Below are 17,010 nucleotides of genomic sequence, written 5' to 3' on the forward strand. Positions count from 1 at the left end.
ACAACTCGAATAAAAGTAACTTGATTTGACACGTGAAATTTCCAGTTTTCATGCACCATTTCATGTAGAGAAAACGACATTCTTATACAAATTCCATTTACTGAAAAGCTGTTGTATCGACATTAAAGAGGAAACAGCCACAAAATTTTCAAGTTATCCACATATTTTCGTACCACATGCTAGGACAACAGACCGATTTATGATAAAATTTACTGTTAGATAGTTACGCCTGGAAAATGGTTGTACACATGTGGATAACGAGAAATAGGAAGGTGAGTCAGCGTGCAATTTGATACAATAGCGGCAATTTCGACGCCGATGGGAGAAGGAGCAATTGCGATAGTCCGAATCAGCGGAGATGAAGCTGTTGAAATTGCGGATAGATTGTTTCGTTCTCCGTCTGGGAAGCGTTTAGTAGATTCATCGTCCCACACGATTCATTATGGTCATTTGGTGGATCCCTCGACTGACGAAACCGTGGAAGAGATAATGGTCTCTCTCATGAAAGCGCCGAAAACGTTCACGCGTGAAGACGTAATCGAATTGAATTGTCACGGTGGATTGGTGTCCGTGAATCGAGTACTTCGACTGGTACTCCAATATGGTGCACGTTTAGCTGAACCAGGTGAGTTTACGAAGCGTGCCTTTTTAAATGGGCGGATTGACTTGTCTCAGTCAGAAGCTGTAATGGATTTAATACGAGCAAAAACCGATCGGGCTATGAATGTTGCGTTGAATCAGATGGACGGAAAATTATCTCGTCTGATTGGCGAGTTACGTCAGGCACTTCTTGAGACACTTGCACAAGTCGAAGTGAATATCGATTATCCAGAGTATGATGACGTAGAAGAAATGACGATTCCGCTCATGATTGAGAAAGGGGAGTGGGTGCGAAGTGAAATTATTAGGCTTCTCTCAACTTCTTCTCAAGGTAGAATTCTTCGCGAAGGGCTTTCGACAGTTATTATTGGACGTCCGAACGTAGGGAAATCTTCCTTACTTAACAGCCTTGTCCAGGAAAATAAAGCAATTGTAACTGACATAGCGGGGACAACTCGTGATATTATTGAAGAGTACGTGAACGTTAAAGGCGTACCATTAAAATTGGTCGATACAGCGGGTATTCGTGAAACGGAAGATTTAGTGGAACGGATTGGTGTAGAACGCTCTCGACAAGTACTAAAAGAAGCAGATCTCGTAATCTTGCTGTTGAATGGTTCTGAAGCACTGTCTCCTGAAGACGAACGGTTACTTGAAACGATTCGTCCAATGGATGCAATTATTGTCGTTAACAAGACGGACCTACCTCAGCAAATCGATATAGAGACCGTCAACCAATTGGCAGGTCAAAAGCACGTCATTACTACATCTATCCTTCAAGATGAAGGCGTAGATGAGCTGGAAGAAACGATTGCGGGCCTATTTTTTGGTGGTGGAATCGAAGCAGAAGACCCGACGTATGTTTCAAACGAGCGCCATATTGCATTGTTGCATCAGGCGAAAACGTCTATTGAAGACGCTATTCAAGCAGCAGAAGCGCGCGTTCCTATCGATATGATCCAAATTGATATTACACGGACGTGGGAACTGCTCGGTGAAATTGTTGGAGATACCGTTCAAGACAGCCTCATCAACCAGCTATTCTCTCAGTTTTGCCTCGGGAAATAAACAATTGAACGCGTGGCTACAGCCATGTGATTCATATACAGGAAGGATGAACGAGCATGCCACAATTTGAAGCAGGCACGTTCGATGTTATCGTAATCGGCGCCGGCCATGCAGGCGTAGAAGCAGCATATGCATCAGCAAAAATGGGAGCGAGCACACTCGTACTTACCATGAACCTGGATATGATTGCCTTCATGCCATGTAATCCATCACTTGGAGGTCCTGCAAAAGGGATTGTTGTCCGAGAGATCGATGCATTAGGCGGAGCGATGGGTAAAGTAATCGACAAAACACACATCCAAATGAGGATGTTGAATACAGGAAAAGGACCTGCAGTTCGTGCACTTCGAGCGCAAGCAGACAAAGTCCTTTATCAACAAGAAATGAAGCGCATCCTTGAAGACGAAGAACATTTATCTCTTCATCAAGGTGTCGTGGAAGAACTGATTGTGGAAGACGGTGAAGTAAAAGGTGTGCTCACGCAAATCGGAGCCATTTATCGAGCGAAAACAGTCATTATTACAACAGGGACGTTTTTACGCGGAGAAGTCATCATCGGGGACTTGAAATATTCAAGTGGTCCAAACAACCAGATGCCTTCTATCAAATTAGCAGATAGCCTCCGTGACCTAGGTTTCGATACAGTCAGATTTAAGACCGGAACACCTCCACGTGTTAATAGTAATACGGTCGATTATAGCAAAACTGAAATTCAACCGGGCGATGATACACCACGTGCATTCAGTTTCGAAACGACTGAATTCATAACAGATCAGCTGCCTTGCTGGTTAACATATACATCACCGTTAACGCATCAGCTTATTAACGATAATCTTCACTTATCACCAATGTATTCAGGTGTCATCAAAGGCAAAGGCCCAAGTTATTGTCCATCAATTGAGGACAAGATTGTTCGCTTTGCTGACAAATCAAGGCATCAAATTTTCCTTGAGCCTGAAGGCCGGAATACACGTGAAATGTACGTTCAAGGATTATCTACAAGTTTACCTGAGCACGTACAACGTAAAATGATTGAAAGTGTCCCAGGACTAGAGAAGGCTCAAATGCTACGTGCAGGTTATGCAATCGAGTATGATGCTATCGTACCGACACAGCTATGGCCAACACTGGAGACGAAAAAAATTAAGAATTTGTATACTGCGGGCCAACTAAACGGAACATCCGGTTATGAAGAAGCCGCTGCACAGGGCATCATGGCAGGTATCAATGCTGCAAGTCGTGTTCTCGGAAAAGAAGAAGTGGTTCTTGGACGAGCTGATGCTTACATTGGAGTCCTAATCGATGACCTTGTAACAAAAGGAACGAGCGAGCCTTATCGTCTACTCACTTCCCGCGCAGAATACCGCCTATTGTTGCGTCATGACAATGCGGATTTACGTCTCACTGAAATTGGCCATACACTGGGTATGATTTCTGATGAGCGGTATGAGAAATTTGTAGTAAAAAAACAACAAATTGAAGAAGAAATTGAGCGGTTACGCAAAGTATCTGTGAAGCCTGAAGAAGCTGTTCAGGCAATCATTGAAGCGGCAGGTGGAACAGCACTTCGTGAGCCAATGAAAGCTGCAGATCTGTTGAAGCGTCCGGAGATGAAATACGATGAAATTAGTAAGGTTGTTCCCCCGGAAACGGCGTGTACACCAGACGTAGCGGAGCAAGTTGAGATTTCTATTAAGTACGAAGGATACATTGAAAAAGCGATGCAACAAGTAAATCGTATGAAGAAGATGGAGAACAAAAAGATTCCAGATGGCATTGATTATCATGCAATTTCAGGTCTTGCAAAAGAAGCAAGAGCGAATTTAAGTGATGTACGTCCGTTATCAATTGCACAAGCTTCCCGAACTTCAGGAGTGAATCCAGCAGACATTTCCATCCTTCTTGTCTACATTGAACAAGGTAAAATCGCTAAAATATCCGGCTAACCCCAGCTAATACGGATATGAAGTCCGTATTAGCTTTTTTGAAAGGTGGATTTCAGTGAACGAAGAACAATTTATTGAAGCGCTGCAGGAAAAGGGAATAACCCTTAATGATCAGCAAATCTCTCAGTTTAATCTGTATTTTAAACTGCTTGTAGAATGGAACGAAAAGATGAACTTGACGGCAATTACTGATGCGCCTTCCGTTTATCTTAAACATTTTTATGATTCAATTTCAGCAGCATTTTTCACGGATTTGACGCAAGAGCTTACACTTTGTGACGTAGGAGCAGGTGCAGGTTTTCCGAGTATTCCGTTAAAGATTTGCTTCCCGAATTTGCACGTAACAATCGTGGATTCATTAAATAAACGTATCAATTTCCTTAATGAACTTGCAGATAAGTTGGAATTGAAAAATGTTCGATTCGTCCATGCACGTGCTGAGGATTTCGGACAAAATCCAGTGTACCGAGAACAGTTTGACATCGTAACTGCACGAGCTGTTGCACGGCTAAGTGTCCTCGCTGAATTATGCGTGCCCGCACTTAAAGTTGATGGACGTTTCATTGCTATGAAAGGTGCTGCTGCAGCTGACGAAATGGTTGATGCAAAAAAAGCACTTGAAACTCTCGGCGTTGTGTTAGAAGATAAACATACATTCTCTCTTCCACTTGAAGAGAGTGAGCGGACTGTGTTTGTTTTCTCAAAAGTTAAAAAAACGCCTAAAAAGTATCCACGAAAACCGGGCATGCCAAATAAGACTCCAATCTGTTGAACTGTTTCACGTGGAACATTGTAGGCCATATAGAAGGAGAGTGATTGTATTGCTCTCTTTCTTACATAGGTTTTCAGTCCATCTCCAATGAAGTGGACTGCCGTCAAAACGTTTCAATAAGCATTACATTGAACGAATGATGGATGGAAATCATCCTCTCTGCAGCGACTGTTCGTGTTCACAACAGAGGATAGTCTTATAAAGGTGGTGTCTGGAATGAAAAATACGTTCTCACGTTTTTTTGGGAATGGAGAAAAAGAACTCCCCCCGCTAGAAGAGGCGGAACCTATGGTGAATGAATCCGTAGAACAAATTCAAATAGATCGTATTAAGCCAAATCGTTTTCAACCGCGCACCATCTTCTCTGAAGAGAAAATCGAGGAACTGGCTCGTACGATTCATACGCACGGGATCATCCAGCCAATCGTCATACGACAGACTGATGAAGACGCATATGAAATCATCGCAGGGGAGCGACGTTACCGGGCAATGAAAAAGCTCGGGTGGGAAGAAGTTCCTGCAATTGTACGTAACTTGGACGATAAAGAAACAGCTTCTATTGCTTTAATTGAAAACTTACAACGGGAAGAACTTACAGCAATTGAAGAAGCATATGCTTATGAAAAGTTATTAGAGCTTCATGCTCTGACTCAAGAAGCTTTGGCACAACGTTTAGGTAAAGGTCAGTCAACTATTGCAAATAAAATGAGATTGCTAAAATTGCCAGAAGAAATTAAACAAGCAATTTTGACAAAAGAGTTATCAGAACGTCATGCTCGAGCACTCATTGCGTTGAAAGATCCTGAACTTCAGAAACAAGTGTTTCAGGAAGCAATAGAAAATGGTCTCAACGTAAAACAACTAGAAGCCAGAATCAAAGAAGTATTAACGCCTCCTGAGCCAAAAGAAAAAAAGAAAGCTCCACGGAGGAAGTCAGTGAGTAAAGACGTCCGCATTGCAGTCAATACGATACGCCAGTCGCTAACGATGGTTACTAAGAGTGGAATTGACCTAACTACGGAAGAGGAAGACTCGGAGGACTATTACACATTTACGGTTAAAATCCCAAAATCAAAATGATAATAGTGTGAAATGACTCTTGCTTTCAGATGGCAAGAGTTTTTGCTCTGTTATTCATACCATTTACAACACTTTTTTGGTAAACTGATAGATAGAACAAATATGCAAGGATCGAACAGCATGTAAGGAAGAAAGCAGGTGCTCGTTTGGGAAGAATTATCGCAATAGCCAATCAAAAAGGCGGCGTTGGCAAGACAACTACCTCGGTAAACCTCAGCGCCTGTCTTGCACATATTGGAAAAAAAGTATTGTTAATTGATACAGATCCACAGGGGAATGCAACAAGTGGGGTAGGTATTAACAAAGGCGACGTCCAAAATTGTATTTATGACATCCTAATAGATGATGTTCCTATGAAAGACGTGATTTTGCCGACGAAAGTACCTCAATTGGATTGTATTCCCGCAACGATTTCTTTGGCAGGGGCCGAAATTGAATTAGTATCTACAATTTCAAGGGAAGTTCGCATGAAACATGCCATTCAAGAAGTCAAAGCAGACTACGATTACATCATTATTGACTGTCCGCCATCACTAGGGTTATTAACGATTAACGCTCTGACCGCATCAGATTCTATTATCATCCCAGTACAATGTGAGTATTACGCACTGGAAGGATTAAGTCAGTTGCTCAGCACGATTCGTCTTGTACAAAAACATTTGAACGAAAATCTTGTCATTGATGGTGTGTTACTCACGATGTTTGATGCGCGTACAAATTTAGGAATTCAAGTGATTGACGAAGTAAAGAAATACTTCCAAGACAAAGTATATAAAACGATTATTCCACGGAATGTAAGGTTGAGTGAGGCACCGAGTCATGGTGAACCGATCATTTTATATGATGCGCGGTCACGTGGAGCGGAAGTTTACTTAGAGCTGGCAAAGGAAGTGGTCCACAATGGCTAAAGGTCTTGGTAAGGGTATTAATGCATTGTTTCCAGGAGAGTCGCTTGTAAAAGCAGAATCAGTGGAGCAAATCAATCTTAAAAGTATTACTGTAAATCCGTATCAACCGAGAAAACGTTTTGATGAGGCTGCAATTCAAGAACTCAGTGCTTCCATTAAGGAACACGGTGTCTTGCAACCCATTATTTTACGTAAAGTCGGATCCGCACATGAAATCGTTGTAGGTGAGCGCCGGTTCCGTGCTGCGAAATTAGCGGGACTTAGAGAAATTCCAGCAGTCGTTCGTCAGCTGACAGATGCAGAGTCAATGGAACTAGCGATTTTGGAAAATCTTCAACGTGAAGATTTGTCACCGATTGAAGAAGCTGAAGCGTACCAGAACTTAATGGATAGTTTAGGGCTTACCCAAGAACAACTTGCATTTCGTTTAGGAAAAAGCCGTCCGCATATCGCAAATCATATTCGATTACTCGCACTTCCTGAAAAAGTCCGTAAAGATATTACGGAAGGGAAGTTATCGATGGGGCATGGTCGTACACTACTCGGTTTGCGTAAAAAAGAACAGATTAATATTATCGCTGAAAAGACGATGAAAGAGGGCTTAAATGTTCGTCAATTGGAAGCGTTAGTTCAAAAACTGAATGAACATGTTTCACGTGAAACAAATAAGAAGAAAGAAAAGAAAGATTTGTTTCTCGTTGAGCAGGAAACGACGTTACGTGAACACTTTGGAACAAACGTATCTATTAAGAAAACAAAAAATAAGGGCAAAATTGAAATTGAATTTTTCTCTGAAGAAGATTTTGAACGAATATTAGATTTGCTGAATGATTGAACGTGTACCTATTTCGCACTAGCGGAATAGGTACTATTTTTTAATGGTCGGGAAGTGGTTAACGTGGTGCTTTACGGTACGCTAGTGAACGTAGCACTAATTATCGCAGGTGCTTTGATTGGGAGGGTTTTTAAAAATATTCCTGATCGTATGAAACAAACAGTTATGTATGGAATTGCATTAGCAGTCATGGCAATCGGAATCCAAATGACATTTGAAAGCACACAATTGCTCATTGTAATTATTAGTATTGTGATTGGTTCTGTAATTGGGGAATGGATTAACGTTGATAAAATGATGGAACAGGCAGGAAAATGGCTGGAATCAAAAATGCCTGCCCAAAAAGGTGGACAAGGCATTTCCAAAGGGTTCATCACAGCAACAATGATTTTTGTTATCGGATCTATGTCGATAATAGGAGCCATTGACAGCGGATTACGAAACGATCACGATGTGTTGGTGATGAAAGGGATAATCGATGGGTTCACAGCGATCATTCTCAGTTCAACCCTCGGGATCGGAGTCGTTTTTTCAGCAGTACCCGTATTGCTTTATCAAGGACTCATCACATTATTTTCTACGCAAATCAGTCGTTTTGTTCCGGACGAACTTCTTGAGCTTTTCATATCTGAGATGACGGCAACAGGGGGTCTTATGATTTTGGCAATTGGACTTAACTTAATCGGCTTGACTAAGATCCGAGTAGCCAATTTCATTCCCGCTATTCCGGTAGTGGCTTTGATTGTAAGTATCATATACGCGTTTTGACTGTAGTCGACCATGAGCAAGTTGCAGTGCTCTTGAGATGGTTCGTCCCATTTCATAAGATAGATGAAGCCGTGTGCTTTGAAGGATGGAATGCTCCATAAAGCCACCTATATTGACGACCCCTTTTATAGCAATGTCACCAACGGAAGGGAGCTCTTTGCCGACAGCTTTTCCTGGCTGCAATGGACCATCTTGTATAAGGAGATGTCCTACAGAATCACTTTTACCCAGACAAGCGTCAATGGCGACGAGGTATGCATCGGGATGAGTAAAAGCGAGCTCAGTTATTGTTTGTTCAATATTGAGTGCATGAAGCGGTTCTTCTAGTGTACCGAGGACACGATAGGGAAAGGATCGAGTTTCTGTGAGTAGCGAGCCAATGAGCGGACCAAGTGCATCACCAGTTGAACGATCTGTTCCAATACATAGGAATAGGATTTCGCGTGTTGTAAAAGGGATATTCTCTAGGAATAATGTGCTCAATTTCCAAACGGCTCCAGTTTCTTTGTAGTGAATACGTGAGTTCAATTCAGCTTGTTCAAGTTTTTGCATAATCAGGCTCCTGTCTAGGAATAGTAGTAGGAATGTGTGGTGTCCTGCAGTATACTCAAAACAAAGCTGGATTATACGTAAATAACTAATCTCAAGCGAAATTATAAGAATGAATGATCGGAGTGAATAGATTGGAAGCGAAGCAATTTGGTATCAATGATGTTGTGGAGATGAAAAAACAACATCCATGTGGAACAAATTCTTGGAAAGTCATTCGAATGGGCGCAGACATCCGCATTAAATGCTTAGGGTGTGGCCATAGTATTATGATTCCACGTAACGAATTCACTAAAAAAATGAAGCGTGTTATCCAGCAAGGGCAAACGGAAAACTGAATGGACAGAAAGACGTTCTCTCCTTATAATGGAAGAGCTGCATTGAATAATCGAACATAATAAATTGGTATAGATGAAAGGTTGGGAAAGTTATGGCATTGACAGCCGGTATCGTCGGACTTCCGAACGTAGGAAAGTCCACGTTGTTCAACGCAATTACAAAAGCTGGTGCGGAGGCTGCAAACTATCCGTTCTGTACAATTGATCCAAACGTCGGCATCGTAGAAGTACCCGATGAGCGTCTTCAAAAGCTAACGGAACTTGTCACACCTAAAAAGACAGTACCTACTGCTTTTGAGTTTACAGATATTGCTGGGATTGTAGAAGGAGCGAGCAAAGGGGAAGGACTTGGAAACAAGTTTTTGTCTCACATCAGAGAAACGGATGCAATCTGTCAGGTTGTACGTTGTTTCGCAGATGACAATATTACACACGTAAGTGGTAAAGTGGATCCTTTGTCTGACATTGAAGTAATCAATCTAGAATTGATTCTCGCAGATATGGAAAGCGTAGATAAGCGCCTTCAACGCGTTACAAAAATGGCAAAGCAGAAAGACAAAGAAGCAATGATCGAAGAACCGGTGTTGCTGAAATTGAGAGATGCGTTTGAAGCAGGGGAGTCTGCTCGTTCTGTAGAACTCACGCCAGAAGAAACAGCAGTTGTAAAAGGCATGCATTTGTTGACCATTAAACCGATGCTCTACGTAGCAAACGTTTCGGAAGATGAAATTGCAGATGCTGCAAACAACGAGTATGTACAAGCGGTTCGTGACTTCGCGGAAAAAGACAATGCAGAGGTCATTGTTGTTTGTGCGAAGATCGAAGAAGAGATGGCTGAGCTCGAAGATGACGAGAAGCAAATGTTCCTAGACGAGCTCGGCATCGAAGAATCTGGTCTTGATCAGCTGATTCGTGCTGCATATCAGTTGCTTGGATTGGCAACGTACTTTACGGCAGGCGTGCAGGAAGTTCGTGCATGGACATTCCGTAAAGGCATGAAGGCACCTCAGTGTGCTGGAGTCATCCATACGGACTTTGAGCGTGGGTTCATCCGTGCTGAAACGGTTGCATATGACGATCTTATGGCAGCAGGTTCAATGGCTGCTGCAAAAGAAGCTGGAAAAGTACGTCTTGAAGGAAAAGAATACATCGTTAAAGATGGCGACGTTATGCTATTCCGTTTTAATGTGTAAGTAGGATTGAAAAAAGCCAGGCATGTGAGGACGCGAAATCCTCCATGTCTGGCTTTTTTTATTAAAATGAATACTATCTTTATACTCTGTTTAAAAAGAAGGACTGAACGCTTTAATCTACAGACCGAACAGGTTCATGCAAATAGAGTCGTGGACGTTCCGGATCGTCTTTCACGAGCCATTCATCTGGAAATTGTTTAAGTTCTTTGTACATCGCAAAATCTCCGACTGCTCCCCCAATGAGTAGGCCGCCGAGCAAGAGCCACACACCATCAGAAAGGTACAAGCCGACAGCAGCTGGAATAACACCAGTTGTCCAGAAGGGTAGGAGCAAGGCCTTGCGAATGGCAGCGTTGGTCATCCATTCATCCGTCGTAGCGTAAGCGATGCCTAGCTTTAAGTTCACTCCGACAATCATCTTCCTCCAGGGAGTGCCTGCAAAGATACGAAACCCTAGTAAATGAAACAACTCATGTACTACAATCAGCACGATATATCCGATGACTACAAAAAGGATTTTCCAAAAAGAGAAAGAAAACGCGAGCTCAGGTTGGATAATGAGTTGAATCAGGATATCGAGTGCAAATAATCCAACTGTTGTCCATAAGGTAACCCATAGACCTGTTTTTGCAACTCTTTGTAGGTCCAAGTCAACAATGTGTGCAGGTTCACTAGACACAAGCATAGAATCACCTCTCTCTTTTATCAATCACTATACTGTCTAACATTTTCTTTACTATACAGGAGAAACGCTTGAATTACGATGGAACCTATGATAGTATGTATTGATGTGAGTAAACAAATTTACTTACTCCTTGCCCGCTGCATGCAGCAGGGCCCAAGTCCATAAGGAGGTGACTACAGATGAGAAAGTATGAAATTATGTACATTATTCGCCCAAGTCTAGATGACGACGCGAAAAAAGCATTGATCGAACGTTTCGACGGAGTCTTGACTTCGAACGGTGCGGAGATCATCGAGTCGAAAGAGTGGGGCAAGCGCCGTCTTGCATACGAAATCGACGATTTGCGTGAAGGTTTCTACCAATTGGTAACTCTTAACGCAGGTACAGAAGCAATCAACGAATTTACACGTCTTGCGAACATCAACGAAGGAATCCTTCGTCATATGGCTGTTCGTCTTGACGCATAATCCATAAAAAACAACGTAAAAAACGATGAGGGAGGCTGAATTCTGATGATTAACCGTGTCGTATTGGTCGGCCGATTGACAAAAGATCCTGAACTCAAATATACACAAAGTGGAATCGCGGTCACTCGCTTTACACTGGCTGTGAACAGACCGTTCTCAAACCAGTCAGGCGATCGTGAAGCGGACTTCATTAACTGTGTAGCTTGGAGAAAACAGGCGGAAAACACTGCGAATTTCTTACGCAAAGGTAGTCTAGCTGGTGTAGATGGGCGTATTCAGACGAGTAATTTTGATGGACAAGATGGCAAGCGTGTCTTCATGACGGAAGTTGTGGCAGATAGCGTTCAATTCTTGGAACCACGTAATGCGAACTCTGACCGACCTAGCTCACAAGGTGGTGCACCTGCGTACGGAAACCAACAGTCTGACCGTCCGTATAATCAGAATCAGCAACAGAATCAGCCATCTTATCAGCCTAACCAGCAAAACTATACACGTACTGATGAGGATCCGTTCCAATCAGGTGGCGGTCCGATTGAAGTATCGGACGATGATTTGCCGTTCTGATCCGGATTTCACTTATACGGATAAAAAGGAGGAGAAACGATTATGGCACCACGTCGTGGAGGAAAAAGACGTCGTAAGGTATGTTATTTCACGTCTAACAACATTACACACATTGACTACAAAGATGCAGACTTGCTCAAGAAATTCATTTCTGAGCGTGGAAAAATCTTGCCACGTCGCGTTACAGGTACAAGCGCGAAGTATCAGCGTAAGCTGACTTCCGCTATCAAACGCGCACGTATTATGTCACTTCTACCATTCGTAGCAGAAGAAAGATAATTACACAAGCCACCTTGTCAGCCTGGGTTTTCCTGGGGTGAAGGGTGGTTTTTTTATTCCCAGTAAAACTCCAGGGAACAGCTGTGTGGTTTTGGTGTCTACACTCTAATCGTGATACAATTAGAGGAGGACATCTGTATGAATCTTATGGAGCTTTTCACATGGATGATGTACTACGAACCGGAGGAATCCAAATTATGCAAGACAATGCACGAAAACTGACATATGGAGCGATGATGATTGTACTGTTTACAGTCCTATTCGTGGGGAGCCTCTTTGTACCGCTACTTGGCAGTGTATTGCTGTTCTTTATACCGCTCCCAATCTTACTTTACCGACTTCGCTATGATCGAAACGCCAGTCTACTTGTTGCTGTCGTTGCTATTTTAGTGTCTTCATTATTCGGAGGACTATTTACGATTCCAATTGCATTTGTGTTCGTTTTCCTCGGATTTGTGATGGGGGAAACCATACAGGCCGGGAAATCGAAGTTTTACACAGTGATGACGGTAGGCTTGACTATTCTCATTTCATTGGCGGCAACCTACGTAGGCGCAGTGTTGTTTTTCCAATTCAACGCGATGGAAGTAATCATGGAGATCTTAAAAAAGGCACAACAAGAGATGATAGAATATTCGTCTGATCTCAAATTCCTTCCTCAAGATTATGAAAAAACAATTGCAGACACGTTTTTATTTTATCGCTTAACTATCCCTGCCTTGATGATTTTAGGTTCCCTTCTTACGGGGTATCTTTTTGTTATTGCAAGTTTCTATACGGCTGAACGGATAGGGGCAAAAGTTCCGAAGTTCACTACATTTAGAGAAATGAAATTACCATTCATGACAATCGTCATTTATGCGCTTGTTATCTTGTCATCGTTTCTAATTGGAAATGATACAACTTCTACAGGCTATCTGGTTTACATTAACGCGATGATTATTTTGAGATTTGTCTTCTTACTACAAGGACTCTCATTAATTTACTACTTTTTACATGAACGGAAGTCACCGGGTTTCATCACTGTGCTTGCGACAGTGTTTGCGGTGATGCTGAATCCGATGACGATACTGCTTGGGACACTGGACACGGCCATTGACATTCGGGCTTGGATAGGAAAAGACAAGGTGAACTAGGAGGATGAGACAATGACATCTTTTTTTAGAAGGAGAGCGATTCGTTATCCACTTGCAGCCGTCTCACTCCTCGGCGTCCTAGCGGCAGTATTTTTGTTCATGTTTAACTTTTGGATTGGGCTGATCTATACAGTGATTTTCTTTGCACTGATTGGCTCATCATGGAAGATTGAAGAACAAACGTATATGGATACTGAAAAACATATTGAGACGATGTCGTATCGGATGAAAAAAGTAGGAGAAGAAGCGCTACTTGAACTACCAATAGGTATTATTCTACTCAATGATAAGCAAATCATTGAATGGGCCAATCCTTATGCTGCGCAAATCTTTGAAGAGGATTCCTTAATTGGTGAAGAGCTTTTTGAGCTAGCTGAACAATTTCGTTCTTTCTTAAAAGACGATGTACCTGATGATTTGACGTTGACGGTGGGAGAACGTTCCTTCAGACTCGCTTATAAGCCGGAGGATCGCCTGATTTACTTGTTTGATGTAACAAAAAGGCAGAAGATTGAATCCCTGTATTATGCAGATCGAACAGTTATCGGTATATTACTTGTCGACAACTATGACGAACTCGCACAGACGATGGATGACCAAACACGAAGTCAGCTGAACTCTCTTGTGACCTCGCTTATTAATAGCTGGGGTGCGGACAACGGAATCTTTGTGAAGCGTGTAGCTTCGGATCGCTTCCTCGCGGTGTTCAATGAATCGATGCTAAATGAATTAGAAAAGAGTAAGTTTGCGATTTTAGATGATGTTCGGGAAAAAACTGCGAAACAAAGTAATGGTCTTACATTAAGTATCGGGGTAGGCGCGGGCTCTCCGTCCTTGATTGAATTAGGTGAGCTGGCGCAATCCAGTTTGGACCTTGTGCTCGGACGCGGGGGCGATCAAGTTGCCATTAAACGTTCAGACGGAAAGTTGAAGTTCTTCGGTGGGAAAACGAATCCAGTTGAGAAGCGGACGAGAGTGCGAGCACGAGTCATCTCTCATGCGTTACGTGATTTAATCCAGGGTAGTGATCAGATCTTTGTGATGGGCCACAAGACGCCGGATATGGATGCGATTGGTGCAGCTATTGGTGTACGTAAGATGGCACGGATGAATAATGTTCCAGGATATGTCGTCGTGAATTTTGATGAATTGGATGCAAGTGTTAATCGACTAATTGACGAGATTGAACAAGACCCTGATTTGTATGATCATTTCATCCATCCTGATGAGGTTTTAGCTAAAATGACGGACAAATCACTTGTGGTCATAGTGGATACACATAAACCGAGCATGGTCATCGATGAACGTGTGATTGATAAGGCAGAAAAACTAGTTGTCATCGATCACCATCGTCGAGGGGAAGAGTTTGTACAAAATACAATGCTTGTTTACATGGAGCCATACGCATCATCGACAGCTGAACTGGTGACAGAGCTTATTGAGTATCAGCCGAAAAACGAGAAATTGACGATGCTTGAGTCGACGGCTATGCTCGCAGGAATCGTGGTCGATACGAAGAGCTTTACATTACGGACAGGTTCCCGTACGTTTGAAGCAGCCTCATACTTACGAACGAATGGTGCAGATACCGTTCTCGTACAACGCTTGTTGAAAGAGAATATTGAAACGTATGTAGAGCGTTCGAGGCTAATTGAAACGGTTGAAATCATGGATGGTGGTGTCGCCATTGCGAAAGGTGAAAATGGTGAGCCATACAATTCCGTACTGATTGCACAAACCGCCGACATCCTTCTAACGATGCAAGGAGTATCTGCATCCTTTGTCATCGCACCGCGGTCAGATGGCAAAATCGGTATAAGCGCCCGTTCACTAGGTGAACTGAATGTCCAACGAGTGATGGAACAGCTGGGCGGCGGAGGGCATTTGACGAATGCCGCAACACAGCTTACTTTAGAGACAGTAGAAGAGGCTGAAAAGCAGTTGAAACAAGTAATTATGGATGATCAGGAAAGGGGAGAGTGAACATGAAAGTTATTTTTCTACAAGATGTAAAAGGTAAGGGTAAAAAAGGTGATGTAAAAGAGGTATCTGTAGGATATGCTCAAAACTTCTTACTCAAAAACAATGTGGCTGTCGAGGCAACACCAGCGGCCCTCAGTAAGTTGGAAGGTCAAAAGAATCGCCAGGCAAAAGATGCTGCAGAAGAGTTGGAAGATGCGAAGAAGCTAAAAGCTCATATCGAAGAGCTCGCAGTTGAGTTGACAGCAAAATCTGGAGAAGACGGTCGGTTATTTGGATCGGTTACTTCAAAACAAATTGCAGCAGCTCTAGAGAAACAACACGGTATTAAGCTTGATAAGCGTAAGATGGATCTTCCTGAAGCTATTCGTGCACTTGGATACACAAATGTACCTGTGAAATTGCATCACGATGTCAACGCGGTATTGAAAGTCCACGTAACGGAAGAATGATAAGGAGATAGTCTGATGGATCAAATGATAGATCGTATTCCCCCTCATAATAACGAAGCCGAGCAGTCCGTCATCGGTGCAATTTTCTTGGATCCTCAAGCACTTATTACAGCGGCTGAGATTTTGATGCCCGAGGATTTCTACCGTACTGCACATCATAAGATTTTTCTAACTATGATCGGCTTAAGTGATAAGGGGCAGGCGATCGATGTTGTCACTGTCACGGAAGAACTATCTGCAAAAAAGGAATTAGAAGACGTCGGGGGCCTTTCTTACTTAACAGAGGTCGCGAACTCCGTTCCAACTGCAGCGAACATTGAACATTATGCTCGCATCGTTGAGGAAAAGTCTTTACTGAGACGTCTGATTTCAGTGGCCTCGACAATTATGGAAGATGGCTATACGCGAGAAGACGAAGTGGAAGCACTCCTATCGGAAGCTGAAAAGAAGATGATGGAAGTTGCGAACCGCAAAAATGCCGGAGACTTCCGTCATATCAAGGACGTCCTTGTAGATACGTATGACAACATAGAAATTTTGCATACGCGCAGGGGAGACGTTACAGGTGTTCCAACGGGCTTCGCCGACCTTGACAAGATAACTGCTGGTTTCCAACCCAATGACTTGATCATTGTTGCGGCAAGACCTTCCGTGGGTAAGACGGCATTCGCCCTGAACGTCGCACAGAACGTTGCAACTAAGACAGATGAAAACGTCGCGATCTTTAGTCTTGAGATGGGTGCTGAACAGCTCGTCATGCGTATGCTATGTGCAGAAGGCAATATTGATGCGTCTGTGCTAAGGACAGGGAATCTCGAGGCAGAGGATTGGCGTAAGCTGACGATGGCAATGGGCAGCCTGTCCAACGCAGGAATCTTCATTGATGATTCTCCTGGTATACGCATTAACGAAATTCGGTCAAAATGTCGCCGTCTGCAGCAAGAGCATGGACTCGGAATGATTATGATCGATTACTTGCAACTCATTATGGGAAGTGGCAGATCGGGTGAGAACCGACAGCAGGAAGTATCGGAAATCTCCCGTTCGTTGAAAGCTCTTGCCCGTGAATTGAAAGTGCCAGTAATCGCCTTGTCACAGCTGTCCCGTGGTGTTGAGCAGCGTCAAGACAAACGGCCGATGATGTCTGACTTACGAGAGTCTGGAAGTATTGAGCAAGATGCGGATATCGTTTCGTTCTTGTATCGTGAAGACTATTACGACAAAGAGACTGAGAACCAGAATATGATAGAGATTATCATTGCAAAGCAACGTAACGGCCCAACAGGAACGGTGACGTTAGCATTTGCAAAGGAATACAACAAGTTCTTGAATATCGATTGGTCACAACATGAATCCTTTGGTGCTTAAACACGAATGTAGGAGAATA

At 42.9% G+C, this 17,010-nt stretch carries 18 protein-coding genes; 16 read left to right on the forward strand and 2 right to left on the reverse strand.

Annotated elements, in window-relative coordinates:
* Positions 1-282: 282 nt before the first annotated feature.
* The 7 genes from mnmE to ACR65F_RS08525 all read left to right on the forward strand — a co-directional run bounded on the left by mnmE (position 283) and on the right by ACR65F_RS08525 (position 7,977).
* A complete protein-coding gene (mnmE, locus tag ACR65F_RS08495) occupies positions 283-1,668 on the forward strand; it encodes a tRNA uridine-5-carboxymethylaminomethyl(34) synthesis GTPase MnmE (RefSeq protein WP_039044047.1) in 1,386 nt (461 codons plus the stop codon).
* A gap of 56 nt (positions 1,669-1,724) precedes the next feature.
* The gene (gene mnmG, locus ACR65F_RS08500) at positions 1,725-3,614 is read left to right on the forward strand and encodes a tRNA uridine-5-carboxymethylaminomethyl(34) synthesis enzyme MnmG (protein WP_440504055.1); all 1,890 of its coding nucleotides are present in this window, start codon (positions 1,725-1,727) and stop codon (positions 3,612-3,614) included.
* A 55-nt stretch (positions 3,615-3,669) separates the two neighbouring features.
* The gene (gene rsmG / locus ACR65F_RS08505; protein WP_440504056.1) at positions 3,670-4,386 is read left to right on the forward strand and encodes a 16S rRNA (guanine(527)-N(7))-methyltransferase RsmG; all 717 of its coding nucleotides are present in this window, start codon (positions 3,670-3,672) and stop codon (positions 4,384-4,386) included.
* Between the two features lie 216 nt (positions 4,387-4,602).
* Positions 4,603-5,466 (forward strand): nucleoid occlusion protein, encoded by an 864-nt coding sequence (gene noc / locus ACR65F_RS08510; RefSeq protein ID WP_039044050.1) that lies wholly within the window; start codon positions 4,603-4,605, stop codon positions 5,464-5,466.
* A gap of 146 nt (positions 5,467-5,612) precedes the next feature.
* Entirely contained in the window at positions 5,613-6,374 is a 762-nt protein-coding gene (locus ACR65F_RS08515) for a ParA family protein (protein WP_125101120.1), read from the forward strand.
* Entirely contained in the window at positions 6,367-7,209 is an 843-nt protein-coding gene (locus tag ACR65F_RS08520) for a ParB/RepB/Spo0J family partition protein (RefSeq protein WP_039044052.1), read from the forward strand. The genes ACR65F_RS08515 and ACR65F_RS08520 overlap by 8 nt, the downstream gene beginning before the upstream one ends.
* 63 nt (positions 7,210-7,272) lie before the next feature.
* Positions 7,273-7,977 carry a DUF554 domain-containing protein gene (locus ACR65F_RS08525; protein WP_440504058.1) on the forward strand — a complete coding sequence of 235 codons (705 nt, stop codon included), beginning with the start codon at positions 7,273-7,275 and terminating at the stop codon, positions 7,975-7,977.
* Here ACR65F_RS08525 and yyaC read toward each other — a convergent pair.
* Positions 7,888-8,529 (reverse strand): spore protease YyaC, encoded by a 642-nt coding sequence (gene yyaC, locus ACR65F_RS08530; RefSeq protein WP_440504060.1) that lies wholly within the window; start codon positions 8,527-8,529, stop codon positions 7,888-7,890. The genes ACR65F_RS08525 and yyaC overlap by 90 nt on opposite strands.
* A 131-nt stretch (positions 8,530-8,660) precedes the next feature.
* Here yyaC and ACR65F_RS08535 point away from each other — a divergent pair, with 131 nt between their 5' ends.
* Both ACR65F_RS08535 and ychF read left to right on the forward strand, forming a co-directional pair.
* Positions 8,661-8,864 carry a DUF951 domain-containing protein gene (locus ACR65F_RS08535; protein ID WP_025784268.1) on the forward strand — a complete coding sequence of 68 codons (204 nt, stop codon included), beginning with the start codon at positions 8,661-8,663 and terminating at the stop codon, positions 8,862-8,864.
* A 92-nt stretch (positions 8,865-8,956) separates the two neighbouring features.
* A complete protein-coding gene (gene ychF, locus ACR65F_RS08540; protein WP_125101117.1) occupies positions 8,957-10,057 on the forward strand; it encodes a redox-regulated ATPase YchF in 1,101 nt (366 codons plus the stop codon).
* A gap of 112 nt (positions 10,058-10,169) precedes the next feature.
* On the opposite strand, the gene ACR65F_RS08545 is transcribed toward ychF, so the two are convergent.
* Complete coding sequence (locus ACR65F_RS08545; RefSeq protein ID WP_440504062.1) at positions 10,170-10,742, reverse strand: DUF3267 domain-containing protein; 573 nt, start codon at positions 10,740-10,742, stop codon at positions 10,170-10,172.
* A gap of 179 nt (positions 10,743-10,921) precedes the next feature.
* Here ACR65F_RS08545 and rpsF point away from each other — a divergent pair, with 179 nt between their 5' ends.
* From rpsF to dnaB, 7 genes are all read left to right on the forward strand, one after another.
* On the forward strand, positions 10,922-11,209 hold the full coding sequence (gene rpsF / locus ACR65F_RS08550) for a 30S ribosomal protein S6 (protein ID WP_025784265.1): 288 nt from the start codon (positions 10,922-10,924) through the stop codon (positions 11,207-11,209).
* A gap of 45 nt (positions 11,210-11,254) precedes the next feature.
* Positions 11,255-11,776 (forward strand): single-stranded DNA-binding protein, encoded by a 522-nt coding sequence (ssb, locus tag ACR65F_RS08555; protein ID WP_039044056.1) that lies wholly within the window; start codon positions 11,255-11,257, stop codon positions 11,774-11,776.
* A 42-nt stretch (positions 11,777-11,818) separates the two neighbouring features.
* Positions 11,819-12,055: a 30S ribosomal protein S18 gene (rpsR, locus tag ACR65F_RS08560; protein ID WP_025784263.1), complete on the forward strand. Its 237-nt coding sequence runs from the start codon at positions 11,819-11,821 to the stop codon at positions 12,053-12,055.
* A gap of 161 nt (positions 12,056-12,216) precedes the next feature.
* The gene (locus ACR65F_RS08565; protein ID WP_125101115.1) at positions 12,217-13,191 is read left to right on the forward strand and encodes a YybS family protein; all 975 of its coding nucleotides are present in this window, start codon (positions 12,217-12,219) and stop codon (positions 13,189-13,191) included.
* A gap of 12 nt (positions 13,192-13,203) precedes the next feature.
* Positions 13,204-15,174, forward strand: a complete 1,971-nt coding sequence (locus tag ACR65F_RS08570) for a DHH family phosphoesterase (RefSeq protein ID WP_039044058.1) — start codon at positions 13,204-13,206, stop codon at positions 15,172-15,174.
* Positions 15,175-15,176: 2 nt separating this feature from the next.
* A complete protein-coding gene (rplI, locus tag ACR65F_RS08575) occupies positions 15,177-15,623 on the forward strand; it encodes a 50S ribosomal protein L9 (RefSeq protein WP_039044059.1) in 447 nt (148 codons plus the stop codon).
* A 15-nt stretch (positions 15,624-15,638) separates the two neighbouring features.
* The gene (gene dnaB / locus ACR65F_RS08580; RefSeq protein WP_037592940.1) at positions 15,639-16,991 is read left to right on the forward strand and encodes a replicative DNA helicase; all 1,353 of its coding nucleotides are present in this window, start codon (positions 15,639-15,641) and stop codon (positions 16,989-16,991) included.
* Positions 16,992-17,010: the final 19 nt, after the last annotated feature.

The organism is Sporosarcina sp. SAFN-010 (assembly GCF_059415065.1).